Origin of the sequence: Thalassomonas sp. RHCl1 (assembly GCF_947387555.1) — a bacterium.
Lineage (GTDB): Bacteria > Pseudomonadota > Gammaproteobacteria > Enterobacterales > Alteromonadaceae > Thalassomonas.
Map to the genome: position 1 here is coordinate 26,713 of NZ_CANDNZ010000005.1, position 14,057 is coordinate 40,769.

General features: G+C 46.0%; 15 protein-coding genes and 3 tRNA genes. 6 read left to right on the plus strand and 12 right to left on the minus strand.

Annotated features, from left to right (window positions below; translation table 11 throughout):
• Positions 1-117 precede the first annotated feature (117 nt).
• Complete coding sequence (locus QL234_RS15105) at positions 118-636, minus strand: DUF1697 domain-containing protein (RefSeq protein WP_281558656.1); 519 nt, start codon at positions 634-636, stop codon at positions 118-120.
• Positions 637-1,121: 485 nt separating this feature from the next.
• Between QL234_RS15105 and QL234_RS15110 the strand changes: the two genes are divergently transcribed.
• Both QL234_RS15110 and QL234_RS15115 read left to right on the plus strand, forming a co-directional pair.
• Positions 1,122-1,943 (plus strand): Vps62-related protein, encoded by an 822-nt coding sequence (locus tag QL234_RS15110; protein WP_281558657.1) that lies wholly within the window; start codon positions 1,122-1,124, stop codon positions 1,941-1,943.
• A complete protein-coding gene (locus QL234_RS15115) occupies positions 1,924-2,598 on the plus strand; it encodes a Vps62-related protein (RefSeq protein WP_281558658.1) in 675 nt (224 codons plus the stop codon). Before QL234_RS15110 ends, QL234_RS15115 begins: the two co-directional genes overlap by 20 nt.
• A 73-nt stretch (positions 2,599-2,671) precedes the next feature.
• Here the strand turns inward: QL234_RS15115 and QL234_RS15120 are convergent, their stop codons facing one another.
• Positions 2,672-3,103 carry a PACE efflux transporter gene (locus QL234_RS15120; protein WP_281558659.1) on the minus strand — a complete coding sequence of 144 codons (432 nt, stop codon included), beginning with the start codon at positions 3,101-3,103 and terminating at the stop codon, positions 2,672-2,674.
• Positions 3,104-3,185: 82 nt separating this feature from the next.
• Between QL234_RS15120 and QL234_RS15125 the strand changes: the two genes are divergently transcribed.
• The gene (locus QL234_RS15125) at positions 3,186-4,064 is read left to right on the plus strand and encodes a LysR family transcriptional regulator (RefSeq protein WP_281558660.1); all 879 of its coding nucleotides are present in this window, start codon (positions 3,186-3,188) and stop codon (positions 4,062-4,064) included.
• Positions 4,065-4,229: 165 nt separating this feature from the next.
• Positions 4,230-4,496 carry a hypothetical protein gene (locus QL234_RS15130; RefSeq protein ID WP_281558661.1) on the plus strand — a complete coding sequence of 89 codons (267 nt, stop codon included), beginning with the start codon at positions 4,230-4,232 and terminating at the stop codon, positions 4,494-4,496.
• A 698-nt stretch (positions 4,497-5,194) separates the two neighbouring features.
• Here QL234_RS15130 and QL234_RS15135 read toward each other — a convergent pair.
• Positions 5,195-5,830 (minus strand): hypothetical protein, encoded by a 636-nt coding sequence (locus QL234_RS15135; RefSeq protein WP_281558662.1) that lies wholly within the window; start codon positions 5,828-5,830, stop codon positions 5,195-5,197.
• 275 nt (positions 5,831-6,105) lie between these two features.
• On the opposite strand from QL234_RS15135, the gene QL234_RS15140 reads away from it, so the two are divergent.
• Both QL234_RS15140 and QL234_RS15145 read left to right on the plus strand, forming a co-directional pair.
• Positions 6,106-6,360, plus strand: coding sequence for a hypothetical protein (locus tag QL234_RS15140; protein ID WP_281558663.1), 255 nt, complete (start codon positions 6,106-6,108; stop codon positions 6,358-6,360).
• Between the two features lie 121 nt (positions 6,361-6,481).
• Positions 6,482-6,745 carry a SymE family type I addiction module toxin gene (locus tag QL234_RS15145; RefSeq protein WP_281558664.1) on the plus strand — a complete coding sequence of 88 codons (264 nt, stop codon included), beginning with the start codon at positions 6,482-6,484 and terminating at the stop codon, positions 6,743-6,745.
• Between the two features lie 215 nt (positions 6,746-6,960).
• On the opposite strand, the gene QL234_RS15150 is transcribed toward QL234_RS15145, so the two are convergent.
• The 9 genes from QL234_RS15150 to rlmE all read right to left on the minus strand — a co-directional run bounded on the left by QL234_RS15150 (position 6,961) and on the right by rlmE (position 13,972).
• Positions 6,961-7,045: transfer RNA gene (locus QL234_RS15150), tRNA-Leu, on the minus strand.
• A 165-nt stretch (positions 7,046-7,210) separates the two neighbouring features.
• A tRNA-Leu gene (locus QL234_RS15155) sits at positions 7,211-7,295 on the minus strand.
• Between the two features lie 165 nt (positions 7,296-7,460).
• Positions 7,461-7,545 (minus strand) — tRNA-Leu (locus tag QL234_RS15160).
• Positions 7,546-7,561: 16 nt separating this feature from the next.
• A complete protein-coding gene (gene secG / locus QL234_RS15165) occupies positions 7,562-7,954 on the minus strand; it encodes a preprotein translocase subunit SecG (RefSeq protein ID WP_281558665.1) in 393 nt (130 codons plus the stop codon).
• Between the two features lie 3 nt (positions 7,955-7,957).
• Positions 7,958-8,728 carry a triose-phosphate isomerase gene (gene tpiA, locus QL234_RS15170; RefSeq protein ID WP_281558666.1) on the minus strand — a complete coding sequence of 257 codons (771 nt, stop codon included), beginning with the start codon at positions 8,726-8,728 and terminating at the stop codon, positions 7,958-7,960.
• Positions 8,729-8,837: 109 nt separating this feature from the next.
• On the minus strand, positions 8,838-10,175 hold the full coding sequence (gene glmM / locus QL234_RS15175) for a phosphoglucosamine mutase (protein ID WP_281558667.1): 1,338 nt from the start codon (positions 10,173-10,175) through the stop codon (positions 8,838-8,840).
• Positions 10,176-10,249: 74 nt separating this feature from the next.
• Complete coding sequence (gene folP / locus QL234_RS15180) at positions 10,250-11,029, minus strand: dihydropteroate synthase (protein WP_281559008.1); 780 nt, start codon at positions 11,027-11,029, stop codon at positions 10,250-10,252.
• A 321-nt stretch (positions 11,030-11,350) separates the two neighbouring features.
• Positions 11,351-13,285 carry an ATP-dependent zinc metalloprotease FtsH gene (gene ftsH / locus QL234_RS15185; RefSeq protein WP_281558668.1) on the minus strand — a complete coding sequence of 645 codons (1,935 nt, stop codon included), beginning with the start codon at positions 13,283-13,285 and terminating at the stop codon, positions 11,351-11,353.
• Positions 13,286-13,342: 57 nt separating this feature from the next.
• Positions 13,343-13,972 carry a 23S rRNA (uridine(2552)-2'-O)-methyltransferase RlmE gene (gene rlmE, locus QL234_RS15190; protein WP_281558669.1) on the minus strand — a complete coding sequence of 210 codons (630 nt, stop codon included), beginning with the start codon at positions 13,970-13,972 and terminating at the stop codon, positions 13,343-13,345.
• Positions 13,973-14,057 lie beyond the last annotated feature (85 nt).

Genomic DNA, 14,057 nt, shown 5'->3' on the forward strand with positions numbered 1-14,057 from the left:
CCACTCCCCGACAGTTTACAATTCAAATAAAGGCCATGCATGGGCCTTAATCCAAGCACAACACCAGGACCCGGGACTCAATCCCCGGGCAGGTTCTCCCGCTAATAGCTGGCGAGATCAGGCATTGCTTGCCATATCGGTGAGTTTATTAACAGTATTAAGGTTTCGCCCGGTAGCAGGTACGCCTAAACAAGCCTCAATATTAGCAACCAGTTTAGAGCGGCCAATACCGTCCGGTGCATGCAGATAAAAGACCTTATCAACAAGCTGGTAGCTTTCCGTTGCCGAGATCAGGGCGGCCATTTTTTCTGCATTTATTTGTGGCTGAGTTTTGCAAAAATAAAAATGCACCGATTTTCCTTCAAATGCCTGATAAGGATTATTGGCAACACAGGTGGTAAATTCCTGATTATCAAGCACCAGTATTTCGGGAGTAAAACCAAATTCTGTCTGAATTAATGTCGCGATTTCGGTTTCCGGGTTGCTGTCACTGACAAGTGCGATGTTGCCACTTTGAATATAAGTTTTCACTTGCTCAAAACCAGCCCCCGCCAACACTGTTTTTAATGCTTTCATGGGAAGCAGGTTTTTGCCCCCGACATTTACTCCCCTGAGTAGGATAATGTACGTTTTCATATGCTGTGCTTATATTTTTAGTTTTAGGAAAAGATGCACTTGCACCCTTATCTTTTGATTTTATGAGAAAAGTAATGGCTGAGCATAACATTACACTAATTAAAAAACACCACTAAAATCCGGCTCCAGGATTAAAAAACCGACTCAGTAAAATACCAGCAACAACAAAGCATAAAGTGCAATTACCGCGGCAAAAGTAAAAGCGGTATAAGCCCCTTTCTTTGAAAAATAACGTACTCGCCAAGCTCTTCACTTTTGCTGTTATTTAAAAAAACACCTTGCCGGGAAAACATTTTCTGCGAATATGTTTCGTAAACTTAACATCGTCAAGATAAAGGAGGTGTCACCACAACTATCAACAGCATGTCGGCATTATCCCCTGCAGCCATGCCGGTAAAGCTAAGTTGAAGGGCTGCAGCTTAAAAGGAAAGGAGATAGAAAACCATGGAACAAAAATCAACAATCAAGCTAAAAGGATTTTTCAAATGAAGTACCCATATAAAACCCATCTCAAATCTCTGGCATTGATGCTGTGCGCATTAACAGGCAATGCCCTTGCCAGCGAAGTAAAACTGGTGGCCAAACCCGTCACCCAATTTGACTGGATTTATGACGATCATGATACCGGCGCCGATGGCGATATCAGTATCTGGCGACCAAACTTGTCCCACAGCCGCTTTAATGACGGCAACTATTACAGCCTGGGCGATGTCGCCATGAGCAGCCACGGCACACCGCCGAAAATGGCCATAGCGGTAAAAGCCGTGGCGGCCGATGCCCTGGCACCGCCGATAAGTTATACCAAAGTCTGGGATGATTCCGGCTCCGGCGGCAGCCATGATGTCATTTTCTGGAAACCGGTAGCGCCGTCAGGTTATACCTGTTTAGGCGATATTGCCATCAGGAGTTATTCACAAACCCCGGATACCAACTGGATCCGTTGTGTTAAAACCGAATACCTGCGCAGCGGCGGCTACCAGAAAGTCTGGGATGACAGCGGCTCAGGCGCCGACGATGATGCCGGTGTGTGGCAGGCGACCCCGGCCAGCGGCGACGAAGCCGGTTTAGCGGTGAATACCTTTATTTCCCGCCGCAGCCACAATGTCGACGGCCAGCAATTTTTTGTCTTAGACAAACAAAAACTGCCCGGTTTAGGTTTTAACCAGCAACCCAGCTCAGACGCCGACTGGGCGGCGATGGCAAAAACCTTTGCCCCGTTGGTATATTTGCATCATGAAGATGAGTTTTTACCCTCTTCGGTGCGCCATTTGTACCAACCAGGCCTTTTTGTACGGTCAAAACCCTGAATCTACCAGTGTGCCGGTTTATGCCAGCATCATCACCAAAAACTCACCCGGTACTACCACTAACGGTATCACGCCGTCAGATACGGTGACCGATATTGTCTACTGGATGTTTTACCCCTATAACCGCGGCAAGTGGATCAACCCAATTTTATGGGATACCACCTGGTACGGTAACCATGTCGGCGACTGGGAGCATTTAACGGTGCGTTTTGTTAACGGCTATCCCTACCAGGTATATTTAAGCCAGCACGGCGACGGTTCAACATACCTGTTCGGCGATAAGAACCTGGCGTTAACCGGCAGCAGTACCGGGGAATTCGGCGCCGAAGTCTATTCGGCCAACGGCTCCCACGCCTTATACGCCTTTGCCGGCAGTTATACTTACCAGAGCATTAATATTGTTGTGGACTCAATTGATTTAACCGACCATACCAGCCGGGGCAAGGCATGGCATACCTCGGATAATGTCGAAGTGATGTTTTACCAGACGCCGGGACAATACTCAGGTAATTTTACCTGGATGAACTACACCGGCCGCTGGGGTAATTCAGAGCAGGCCTGTATCAGCACCATAGGGGTTTGTCGTTTAGAAGACGGTCCGACCGGCCCGATACGTAAAAATGCCCTGAATCCGGGTTATTTCAACTTAGATTAATCCTAATGTTAATCAGGTAGTTGTATCTGCTTTATGGCCCGGAAAGTACCGGGCCATTTTCCTCTCCGGCTGCTTAGCAGCTGCCGGGACTTGTCTGCCACAGCACCACTTGTTTCCTGATGATGTCATAACCCCAATTAAACAAAACGGCATACACCAAAAAGAACAGCACAACCCCTATATCCATCAAGAAAACCGAGAGCAAGTCCAGCTGCGTTACGTACATAATAACCGGGAAAGACAAAATAACCATGCCAAGCTCAAATGCCAGGCCGTGCAGTATCCGCTCGGTTAGCTTCCTGCGGCTGCGATCGGCACCGAAATAGTGGTCATAAGCCAAGTTATACAGGTAGCTCCAAACCATAGCGATCAAAGACAAGCAAACGGCAAGGCCTCCCATCGACAGGGCTTCTTTCCCGGTCATATAAATCGCAGCCAGTGTCAGTAATGCCAGCGCCAATGCCTCAAAAAGTACCATATGGAATATTCTTTCTTTGTGTGTCATCTACTTCTCCCGATAAAAACTTGCCGCTCATTGTATTCATCATTATGATTGCATAAAGTTAGTAACTATCAGTTTTAGTGATATGTATAATATCGAACAACTTAACATGCTGGTGCAGTCTGCCGAGCTTGGCTCATTTTCTGCCTGTGCCCGCAAGCTGGGCAAGGTGCAATCCGCCATCAGTCAGGGCATCGCCAACCTGGAAATCGATCTTGATGTGGTTTTGTTTGACCGCAGTACCCGAAAACCAACCCTCACTCGCGACGGCGAGCGGATATACACTTACGCCAAAGCAGTATTGCACCAGGTGTTGGAGCTGGAAAAAGTCGCCCTGGCGACAAGCAAAACAGAAGAGCCTATCGTAAAGCTCGCCTTCGACTCAGCCTTGTTTACCCCGAAACTGTCGAAGCTGCTGCAACGATTTAGTGAGCATTTTCCCCATACCGCCCTTGAAGTGATCACTGTCGCCAGCACCGATATTGCCGCTTATGTTGAGTCGGGAAAAGCAGACATAGGGATCATCTTTGCCGACCTGGCCTTTAACCGTAATGTCGACCTGTGCTTTATCGGCAATTTGTCCTTTTATGGTGTTTGTCACCCGCAGCATGCACTGTCGAGTAAAAAAGCACTTAATGCCGGTGACTTGATCCCCCACAGGCAGCTATTACTCAGGGGGGAGCACGGAGACGAGCTGCAGCACTTTGCCGCAATATCCGCCACGCTATGGTGGGCGAATAGCTTCGATGCCATTTTAGCCCTGGTAAAACAAAACATCGGCTGGGCTTATTTACCCCGACATATGGTGACAGGCTTAATTGCAGACAAACAACTGCACCAGTTGCCGATAATTTTTGATCATAAGCCCTGGAACCTGCCGGTTGATGTGATCACGGCGAAAGGCAGCTCTTTCGGCCCGGCACTCAACTACCTGTTTGAAGGTTTAAAAACCGTCCTGGAGTAATAAATGGCTTTTAACATAATAAGCTCCAAAGAGTATCCGGGTATTGAACAAAAACGAGCGTCTCCATCCAGGTTTAAGCCTGAAACCTTGTTCTAAATCAATAAGCTGTATATCTTACTTGCTAAGCTATTATTGCGGTTAAATTGAACTGACAAAGGAATGAAAATGAACAATCCAACCAGCAAAATAGAAGAAATAGAAACCTTATTGTTAACCTGGAAAAATAATATCGACTCGCCAGAGCAAGCCTACACGCAAATCAAAGATCTGATCCTTGAATTGATGAGTAACCGCGCGCTGGAGCATATCAGCGACAACCTCATCGACCTCAACTGGCATGTAAACAGAGCTTTTGAAGGGCAAACCCGGCACCTGCTTATCGCCATAGATAAAACCCGAACATTAAAAGGCATGTTTTTGGTTCCTGCCTGATCACGGCTGAGTAACACGGTTAACAAGAAAACGGGTAGTGCTTTCGTGAGCGACACACCCGTTAATGCCTGCAAATGCACCGCGAAGCACAGTCTCCCTTACGGCTGGTTTATATAACATCTGCTTTACTTGCTATACTTACAGATGTATGCCGTGGACAAATGTTATGAACAAGTCAGCGAATACCTCGTCGGTACAAACACAGCAACCCCAACAAGCTTCTCCTAACTCACAGAGAAATACCTATAAGCTCGGCATTTATCTTGCTGAAATATTTGCGGTTCTGGCTTTCCTTATGCTTGTGAGCTTGATTGCGAATCAACTGATTTTCTCGAAGATCACCTGATAATAGCTATTTGCTGTTACAAGTAGGAAGTGGATGCCGGGAGCAGGAAAACACAAAAAAAGCCTTTAGTTCTTAAACACTAAAGGCTTTTATAGAAACGAGATTTGCTTGTTAAACAATTGACGTGGATGGGGAGATGATTCTACTTTTAACTTCAATTATTGTTCGGGGGAATTACCCTTACACTAGATATTTTTAATGCATGCCTTAACTAAAAAAGCCCCGGAATTTTCTGACGAGACTTTAACAACAATATTAAAATAGTATCAAAAGTGGCTGTAATAACAATCATCACCGCCAGATTTCGAGACTCTACATCCATAGTCTATTTAAAAGTTTTTATAACTTAAAGTTAATGGATTTGAATAGCTCCCGGTACTCCAGAATGTTCATTGCTAGCGATTATAGAATAGGCAAGTGCCGCAGTCGGAGCCTTCCAAATAGAATAATCCGCATTAGAGCCAATCCAAAGCGCTCCTCCTCCAGAGGTGCTCCTTACTACTCCAACACTCCATGTTCCTGTAGTTCTAGAATCATTAACCAGTGAATTCATTAGTGAAGAAGTAACAGCATGACCCTGTCCTGTTATACCAGTATATTGAACTGTTATTATTGCGTAGGAACTATCAAATACAGCACTAGATTCCGCCAATATACCAGCATCAAGACCGCTAAGAGAGAGAACAGGATAGTGCGAGCTCCCATCCACTCCTTTGACTTGAACACCTTTAGCAGCTATTTTTTCGCTCGTTGATAGCCTTAAGGTTAAATAGCCGTCATGTTTAAAGCTTTCAATAGTATCAATTTTATCTTCGTTTTTATCACTAAAAATCGAGTCTCCAGAAATTAATATATCAGATACCGATTCACCATTTAGCGTATCGAAAGTCAACGTAACCTGATGAATTATCGGTGAACCTGCTGATAAAGCGAGTGGACTAAAACAAAAAGACGTAATAGCGAAAAGAATTATTTGCAAAGTTTTCATAGTAAACCTCCATGTGAATATAGGGTTGTGCTCAAATGTAGACAGAGCATCAAAAAGGTTAGCTTGGTTCTTAAAATAAAATATTACGCCTCTATTACATACGATGGGATTTACTTTTATTCCAGTTACGAAAAAGCCCCGGCATTTCCTACGAGGCTTTAACAACAATATCAAAATAGTGGCAAATTTGAGGTGTGAAAAAAGGATTCACTTATAAAGTCATTGGAAGTGATTATCGTTGATAATTCTCCTACTGGCTGCAAAGGAGGTTTACCATGCAAGAAACAAAACCTGCCCCTTACGACACAGAGCAGGGAAAAGTCAACGCAAGTGGTGCTGTGCGTATATGTCGTTACGGTTATACGTCAAGTGAACTCATCCCCATAATCGTATATATTTTTCATGCTTTTCAATATGTTGATTCTTCCGTACAGCCTTCTATACAGTACTGGTCAATAGCTACAATATTAAATGCCAACTCAGCCGGATTTATCCAGAGTTTTGTACTATTAACTATGTGGCAGCAATAACACACCACAACCAAGGAGGCTATTTACCAGCAATATCCCTGAGCAGATAAACCAAACGCCATCCCCGAGTGCAACAACACCCGGAGACAGCTAACCAAAACGAACTTAACTGGAGTCCGTCATGGCTGAATATCATCATACGCCAGAGCTTAGCTCGGCAAAAGTAAAATATCCCCTCTACCGCCAATTCACCGTCCTGGAAACGGTCTGTGAGTCTGCATCAAAAATCCGCGGCATAGGCATTAACTATGTCCCTGTAAACCTTGAACCTTGTATTGTGCTTCGGGGAAAGTGGTTAAGACAGGCCGGCTTTCCTATCGGGCAAAAAGTCAGTATTGTAATAAATCAGGGAGAAATGATTATCACGGTGAAAGAAGCTTGTTAAAGTTGGTCAATGGATAACAAGAGCATAAACCACTGTACCTGAAATCAGATATGGTGGTTTTCTCAGCTTTTTGTAAAGCACAGTGAAAACCTCCAGCAGGCCCCCCTGCACAGTATCTGTGAACTGTATTTTCAGCAATTAGCTATCGGAAAGCCGACTCTACATAAGATACAAAAAAGCCTGCAATGCTTATGCACTACAGGCTTTTATTGAATTGGTGCGGATGGAGGGAGTTGAACCCTCACGCCCTAAGGCACAGCCCCCTCAAGACTGCGTGTCTACCAATTCCACCACATCCGCGAAACTTGTTGTATATTTTTCTTTTACTTGCTGTATCCCCTATTGGATCAGCAGTTAACTCTTTCTTTTTATCTCACCCGACAATACTTGGGGTGAAAAAAAACCTGCAGAGCATGGCGCTACAGGCCTTTTGTCTTCATCAGGGCCAAGCCCTTATATAATAATTGGTGCGGATGGAGGGAGTTGAACCCTCACGCCCTAAGGCACAGCCCCCTCAAGACTGCGTGTCTACCAATTCCACCACATCCGCGAAACTTGTTGTATATTTTTCTTTTACTTGCTGTATCCCCTATTGGATCAGCAGTTAACTCTTTCTTTTTATCTCACCCGACAATACTTGGGGTGAAAAAAAACCTGCAGAGCATGGCGCTACAGGCCTTTTGTCTTCATCAGGGCCAAGCCCTTATATAATAATTGGTGCGGATGGAGGGAGTTGAACCCTCACGCCCTAAGGCACAGCCCCCTCAAGACTGCGTGTCTACCAATTCCACCACATCCGCGAAACTTTTCTTTTACTTACTCTGGTACGTTAGTATCAGTATCAGCTGCCGGTACGTCTTCGTTCGCAGCTTTAGGCTCAGCACTCGCACTTGGAATAGTATCTTCTGGAATAGATTGCTCAGCAGGTACTTCCAGGTTATTCCACTCGTCGGTCGCTTTTACGCGGTTAGCCGTCATGTTGCCTAAGAAAAGGCTGATAACGAAAAACAATACCGCTAAAATTGAGGTGCTTTTGGTCAGGAAGTTACCTGAGCCGCTTGAACCAAAAATTGTTGCTGAAGAACCGGCACCAAATGATGCGCCCATGTCAGCACCTTTACCCTGCTGGATTAAAACCAATCCGATCAGGCACAAGGCTACAATTAAATAAGTAATAATTAGAATGTCGTAAACAAGTTCATTAAACATCTTTTAAGATCCCTTAGCTGCCGAACAAATCACTTTAAACTCGTCGACTTTTAAACTGGCACCGCCGATTAAACCGCCGTCTATATCAGCTTGTGCAAATAATTCTTCACAGTTGGCGGCATTTACACTGCCACCATATAACAATGGTACTCTTTTCGCCACTTCAACATCGGCATTTGCCAAAAATTGACGAATAAACTCGTGAGTTTCCTGTGCCATTGCCGGTGAAGCCGTTTTTCCTGTGCCTATTGCCCAAACCGGCTCATAAGCAACAACAACTTCATTAAATTTCTCTATGCCGATTTCATCGATAACCGGCTGTAACTGGGCAGCAAGTACAACTTCTGTTTGCCCTGTCGTGCGCTCGCTTTCGCTTTCGCCAATACAAAGAATGGGGTTTAATCCGGCTGCCAGCGCTGCTTTGACCTTGTGGGCTACTAAGGTGCTGGTTTCTTTATACAGGCTTCTGCGCTCAGAATGGCCAAGGATGACATATTCGGTAGAAACTTCCTGCAACATAGTTGTAGAAACTTCGCCGGTATAGGCCCCTTTTTCATGTTCGCTAACATTCTGGGCACCAAGGTGAAAGTTTTTACTTAAACCTTCGTTTTTAGCCGTTAAGGCAAACGCCGCCAGATAAGGAGTACTGGGACAAACAACAACATCAACATTTTGGTTAAGTTTTACATCTTTAAGACCACTAACCATATCATCGATAAGTGCCAGGCTACCGTTCATTTTCCAGTTAGCCGCAACTATTGCTTGTCTTGTCATTAATCATTCCTTCTCGAAAGCGGCGTGATATTAACTAACCTAAAGAAAAGATACAAGCTTTTAACTTAATATCTTTTCCGTTTGCCTAGATTTCAACCGTTGGCGAATATTAGCAGGCTGATTTTACCGCATCTGCGATATTATTCGCCAGCTCAGTCACTTCTTCGAGCTCCGGCCCTTCTACCATCACCCGAATCAGCGGCTCAGTGCCTGACTTACGAAGCAATACCCGCCCGCGTCCGGTAAGTTTTTCATTTACTACGTGCACCGCTGCTACTACCGCTTCGGCTTTTAACGGATCGCTGTCACCGGAAAAACGCACATTAACCAGTACTTGGGGCAGTTTGTTCATCCCCTGGCGCAGCTCATGTAATGTTTTACCGCTGCTACAAATCGCCGTAAGTACGTTCAGCGCGGCAATAATGCCGTCACCGGTAGAGGTATGCTTCAGGTTGATGATATGACCGGAATTCTCTGCTCCCAGCTGCCAGCCGTTTTGCACTAGCATTTCCATCACATAACGATCACCGACTTTACTGCGGGCAAAAGGCACGCCCATATCCGCCAGAGCAATTTCCAGTCCCATGTTACTCATTAAAGTGCCGACCACGCCGCCGCGAATGTTGCCGCTTTTGAGATCGTTACAGGCAATCACATAAACAATTTCATCGCCGTCAACAACATAACCGGTATGGTCAACCATCATCAGACGGTCGCCGTCACCGTCAAGGGCAATACCTAAGTCTGCTTCATGCTCAACAACCGCCTTGCTGATCATGTCCATAGAAGTGGCGCCGCAGCCATCGTTGATATTGGTGCCGTTAGGGCTGGTGCCTATTTCAACGACTTCGGCGCCAAGCTCCCTGAATACATTCGGGGCAATATGGTAAGTGGCGCCATGGGCACAATCGACCACTATTTTTAGACCTTTTAATGACATCTGGCTCGGGAAGTTACTTTTACAAAATTCAATGTAACGGCCGGCGGCATCATCAATACGGTTGGCCTTACCCAACAGGTGTGAATCAACACAGGACATTTCTTTATCAAGCTCGGCTTCTATCGCCAGCTCCACTTCATCGGGTAATTTCTGCCCGTCCTGAGAGAAGAATTTAATGCCGTTATCATAATAAGGGTTATGGGAAGCACTGATCACAATACCGGCTTCGGCGCGGAAGGTTTTTGTCAAATAGGCAATCGCCGGTGTCGGCATAGGCCCGAGCAGACCGATATCGATACCTGCGGCAGAAAAACCGGCTTCAAGCGCCGACTCCAGCATATAACCGGAAATACGGGTGTCTTTACCAATCAGCACTTTTTTGGTGCCCTGGGCCGCCAGTACCTTACCGGCAGAATACCCCAGCTTCATCACAAATTCCGGTGAAATCGGGTATTTTCCCACTAATCCCCTGACACCGTCAGTACCAAAATATCTTCTGTTAGACATAATTTTTTAATCCTGTTTTGATTCTTTCTTTATTCTTTATTGTTTCAATCTTTACTGCTTTAACAACTAAAGCGTTAAGCATACTCGTTACATGCTTGTAATATAGCCAGGGCATCCACGGTTTCTTTAACATCATGGACCCGGATAATACCCGCCCCTTTTTGTGCCGCCAGCACTGCGGTGGCTAAACTGCCCGCCAGGCGTTCATCCACTTCACGCTTTAATAAATTTCCTATCATGGACTTGCGCGATAAGCCCGCCAATAGCGGCAAACCAAAACTTTGAAAGTCGCCAAAATGAGCCAGCAAGTGATAATTTTGTGCCAGGGTTTTGCCAAAACCAAAACCCGGGTCAAGCACCAGGCGCTCTTTGGCAATGCCGGCCTGTTCACAGGCGCTGATGCGCTCTTTAAAAAAGCTTTTGATATCACCAATCACATCATCATATTGCGGATTGGCCTGCATCGTTCTTGGTTTGCCCTGCATATGCATCAGGCAAACCGGTAAACTGGCCTGGGCCATTACCGATAAACAATGCTCATTTTGCAGGGCGCAGACATCATTGATTAATCCCGCCCCATGCTCAATGGCTTCAGCCATCACCGCCGCTTTGGAGGTGTCGATGGAAACAATAATATCAAATCTTTGCTTTACCGCTTTGAGCACGGGGATCACCCGGGATAACTCATCGCTTTCACTGACATCATCGGCGCCGGGACGGGTGGACTCGCCGCCGATATCAATAATAGTGGCGCCGTCAGAGATCATTTGCTCGGTTTGCGCTAAGGCAGCATCAATAGAGTTAAAACGGCTGCCGTCAGAAAAGGAGTCCGGGGTTACATTTAAAATTCCCATCACCTGGGGCGTGGATAAATCCAAACTCTGGCTGCCGCAGGCTAAAGAAGCCGCGCTGGATGAAGTCGGGGGCACAATTAAGCTCTCTTCACTGATGTTTTTGTCATCGGGGGATTATACGTGCTTTGTTGATAAAAAGTCATGGAAAAACATTACAGCAGATAACAGCGAAGGTTAAAACTTCAAGGTGGCAGTCAATAAGCCAATGCCGAGTAATAAAAAGAGCCTTATCAGACTGGCAGGGATGCACAAAAAAGCCCCGCTTATCTTTCGACAAGCGAGGCTTAGCTTATTTGCTGTTATTCAGTACAGCAACCGGAATTATTCCGCCGGCATATCGCTCGGATTTCTTAAATCAGGTTCAACCTTCTGGCTGCTGTCCTTCTTTGAAGAGTCATCATCAGAGTTGCTGCCTGAACTGTTACCGTCAAAATCAGCCGGTGGACGCACATCACGACGCGCCATCAGATCATCAATTTGTTTGGCATCGATTGTTTCATAAAGCATTAACGCATCTTTCATGGCATGCAGGATATCCATGTTTTCTTTCAGGATCTTTTCTGCACGCTCATAGTTGCGGTTAACAAAGTCTTTAATTTCTACGTCAATCGCTTTCGCGGTTTCATCCGACATGTGCATCGACTTGGAAGAAGTACGGCCAAGGAATACTTCACCTTCTTCTTCGGCATAAAGCATAGGTCCCATTTTATCGGATAAGCCCCACTGGGTAACCATTTTACGGGCAATATCGGTAGCGCGTTCGATATCGTTTGACGCACCGGTAGAGACTTTATCGGCACCATAAATCAACTCTTCCGCGATACGGCCACCGTATAAAGAAGAAATCTGACTTTCTAAAAATTGCTTGCTGTGGCTGAACCTGTCCTGCTCAGGCAGGTACATAGTTACACCTAAGGCACGGCCGCGAGGAATAATACTTACCTTATAAACAGGATCATGATCCGGCACTACACGACCAACAATGGCGTGACCGGCTTCATGGTAAGCGGTCATTTCTTTTTCCGCTTCATCCATCACCATAGAGCGGCGCTCCGCCCCCATCATGATCTTATCTTTGGCCTGATCAAATTCCGACATACGTACCACACGGCGCGATGCACGTGCGGCAAACAAGGCTGCTTCGTTTACCAGGTTAGCCAAATCGGCACCTGAGAAACCAGGAGTACCACGGGCAATTACCGATGCCTTAACATCATCGCCCAGAGGAATTTTACGCATGTGTACTTTCAGGATCTGTTCACGGCCGCGGATATCCGGCAGACCAACAGTTACCTGACGGTCAAAACGACCTGGACGTAATAACGCAGGGTCAAGTACATCCGGACGGTTAGTCGCGGCAATCACGATAACCCCTTCGTTACCTTCAAAGCCGTCCATTTCAACCAGCATCTGGTTCAAGGTTTGCTCGCGCTCGTCATGTCCGCCGCCTAAACCTGCGCCACGCTGGCGACCTACGGCATCGATCTCATCGATAAAGATGATACAAGGGGCAGATTTTTTCGCCTGTTCGAACATGTCACGTACCCGGGAGGCACCGACACCAACAAACATTTCTACGAAATCCGAACCGGAAATAGTGAAAAACGGTACTTTGGCTTCACCGGCAATGGCTTTTGCCAGTAAGGTTTTACCGGTACCCGGCTGACCCACCATCAAGACACCCGATGGAATACGGCCGCCAAGTTTCTGAAATTTGGAAGGATCTTTTAAGTAATCAACCAGTTCCGCCACTTCTTCTTTGGCTTCATCACAACCGGCAACATCAGAAAACGTGGTTTTGATCTGATCTTCGCTGAGCAGGCGCGCCTTGCTCTTACCGAAAGACATGGCGCCCTTGCCGCCACCGCCCTGCATCTGGCGCATAAAGAAGATCCAGACACCGATAAGCAACAACATCGGGAACCAGGAAATGAAGATAGACGTGATTATGCTGGGCTCTTCCGGCATCTCCCCTGTTGATTCAACGCCCTGTTTTACCAGGTCATTGATCAGATCTTTATCGTAGCCACCCGGCACCATAGTAACGAAACTTTCCCCGCTACGCTTGCTGCCCTTGATAACTCCGCTGCGATCCACTGTTACATCACGCACTTGTCCCTGACGCAGGTCATTGACAAACCGTGTATAACTCACCTGGTGTTCATTGCTGTTGCCCGGAGTAAAACTCTGGAACACAGACATTAACACAACTGCAATTACTAACCATAAAATAAGATTTTTTGCCATATCGCTCAACTTAACAACCTCTTGTTACTCTTAACAATGGTGCGACCATTCATTCCTATTAATTTACTACAATTTAAAGCCGGTAGCTACCAGATAAACTTCTTTTGACCTGGCACGGGACGATTCCGGCTTCCGTGTTTTCACCACGCTAAAGGCTGCGCGTACATCTTTTATAAACTGTTCAAATCCTTCGCCCTGAAAAACCTTGACCACAAAAGCGCCATTTTTTTTCAACACCTGGTGACACATATCCAGCGCTAACTCCACTAAATACATGTTTCGGGCGGCATCGGCAACATCATTGCCCGTCATATTGGCGGCCATATCCGACATAACCACGTCGATATTTTTGCCGTCTATGCGGGTCAGCAGCGCATCAAGCACAGCTTCTTCTCGAAAATCCCCCTGTAAAAAATCGACACCGGCAATGGGGTCCATAGATAAAATATCACAGGCCACCACCTGGCCACTCTCCCCCACAGCTTTTACGGCATATTCAGACCAGCCACCTGGGGCCGCGCCTAAATCCACCACTTTCATGCCGGGACGGATCAATTTATCCTTGTTGTTGATCTCTTCAATTTTAAACACCGCTCGCGAGCGTAACCCCAATTTCTGCGCTTTTTTAACGTATTCATCGTCAAAATGTTCTTGCATCCAGCGGGCGCTGCTGACGGTTAATTTCTTTTTACTCATTAATTCTGTTTACCCAACAGGTACTTTTATTAGTATTACAGACAAGATGGAGGTAAAATAGTGTTAATTCAAGCTAACTTGTAAC

Bases quoted from the DNA above. Each gene is read 5' to 3' on its own strand.
- QL234_RS15105 (WP_281558656.1), bottom strand. From the start codon at position 636: ATGAAAACGTACATTATCCTACTCAGGGGAGTAAATGTCGGGGGCAAA.
- QL234_RS15110 (WP_281558657.1), top strand. From the start codon at position 1,122: ATGAAGTACCCATATAAAACCCATCTCAAATCTCTGGCATTGATGCTG.
- QL234_RS15120 (WP_281558659.1), bottom strand. From the start codon at position 3,103: ATGACACACAAAGAAAGAATATTCCATATGGTACTTTTTGAGGCATTG.
- QL234_RS15125 (WP_281558660.1), top strand. From the start codon at position 3,186: ATGTATAATATCGAACAACTTAACATGCTGGTGCAGTCTGCCGAGCTT.
- QL234_RS15130 (WP_281558661.1), top strand. From the start codon at position 4,230: ATGAACAATCCAACCAGCAAAATAGAAGAAATAGAAACCTTATTGTTA.
- QL234_RS15135 (WP_281558662.1), bottom strand. From the start codon at position 5,830: ATGAAAACTTTGCAAATAATTCTTTTCGCTATTACGTCTTTTTGTTTT.
- QL234_RS15140 (WP_281558663.1), top strand. From the start codon at position 6,106: ATGCAAGAAACAAAACCTGCCCCTTACGACACAGAGCAGGGAAAAGTC.
- QL234_RS15145 (WP_281558664.1), top strand. From the start codon at position 6,482: ATGGCTGAATATCATCATACGCCAGAGCTTAGCTCGGCAAAAGTAAAA.
- secG (WP_281558665.1), bottom strand. From the start codon at position 7,954: ATGTTTAATGAACTTGTTTACGACATTCTAATTATTACTTATTTAATT.
- tpiA (WP_281558666.1), bottom strand. From the start codon at position 8,728: ATGACAAGACAAGCAATAGTTGCGGCTAACTGGAAAATGAACGGTAGC.
- glmM (WP_281558667.1), bottom strand. From the start codon at position 10,175: ATGTCTAACAGAAGATATTTTGGTACTGACGGTGTCAGGGGATTAGTG.
- folP (WP_281559008.1), bottom strand. From the start codon at position 11,029: ATGGGAATTTTAAATGTAACCCCGGACTCCTTTTCTGACGGCAGCCGT.
- rlmE (WP_281558669.1), bottom strand. From the start codon at position 13,972: ATGAGTAAAAAGAAATTAACCGTCAGCAGCGCCCGCTGGATGCAAGAA.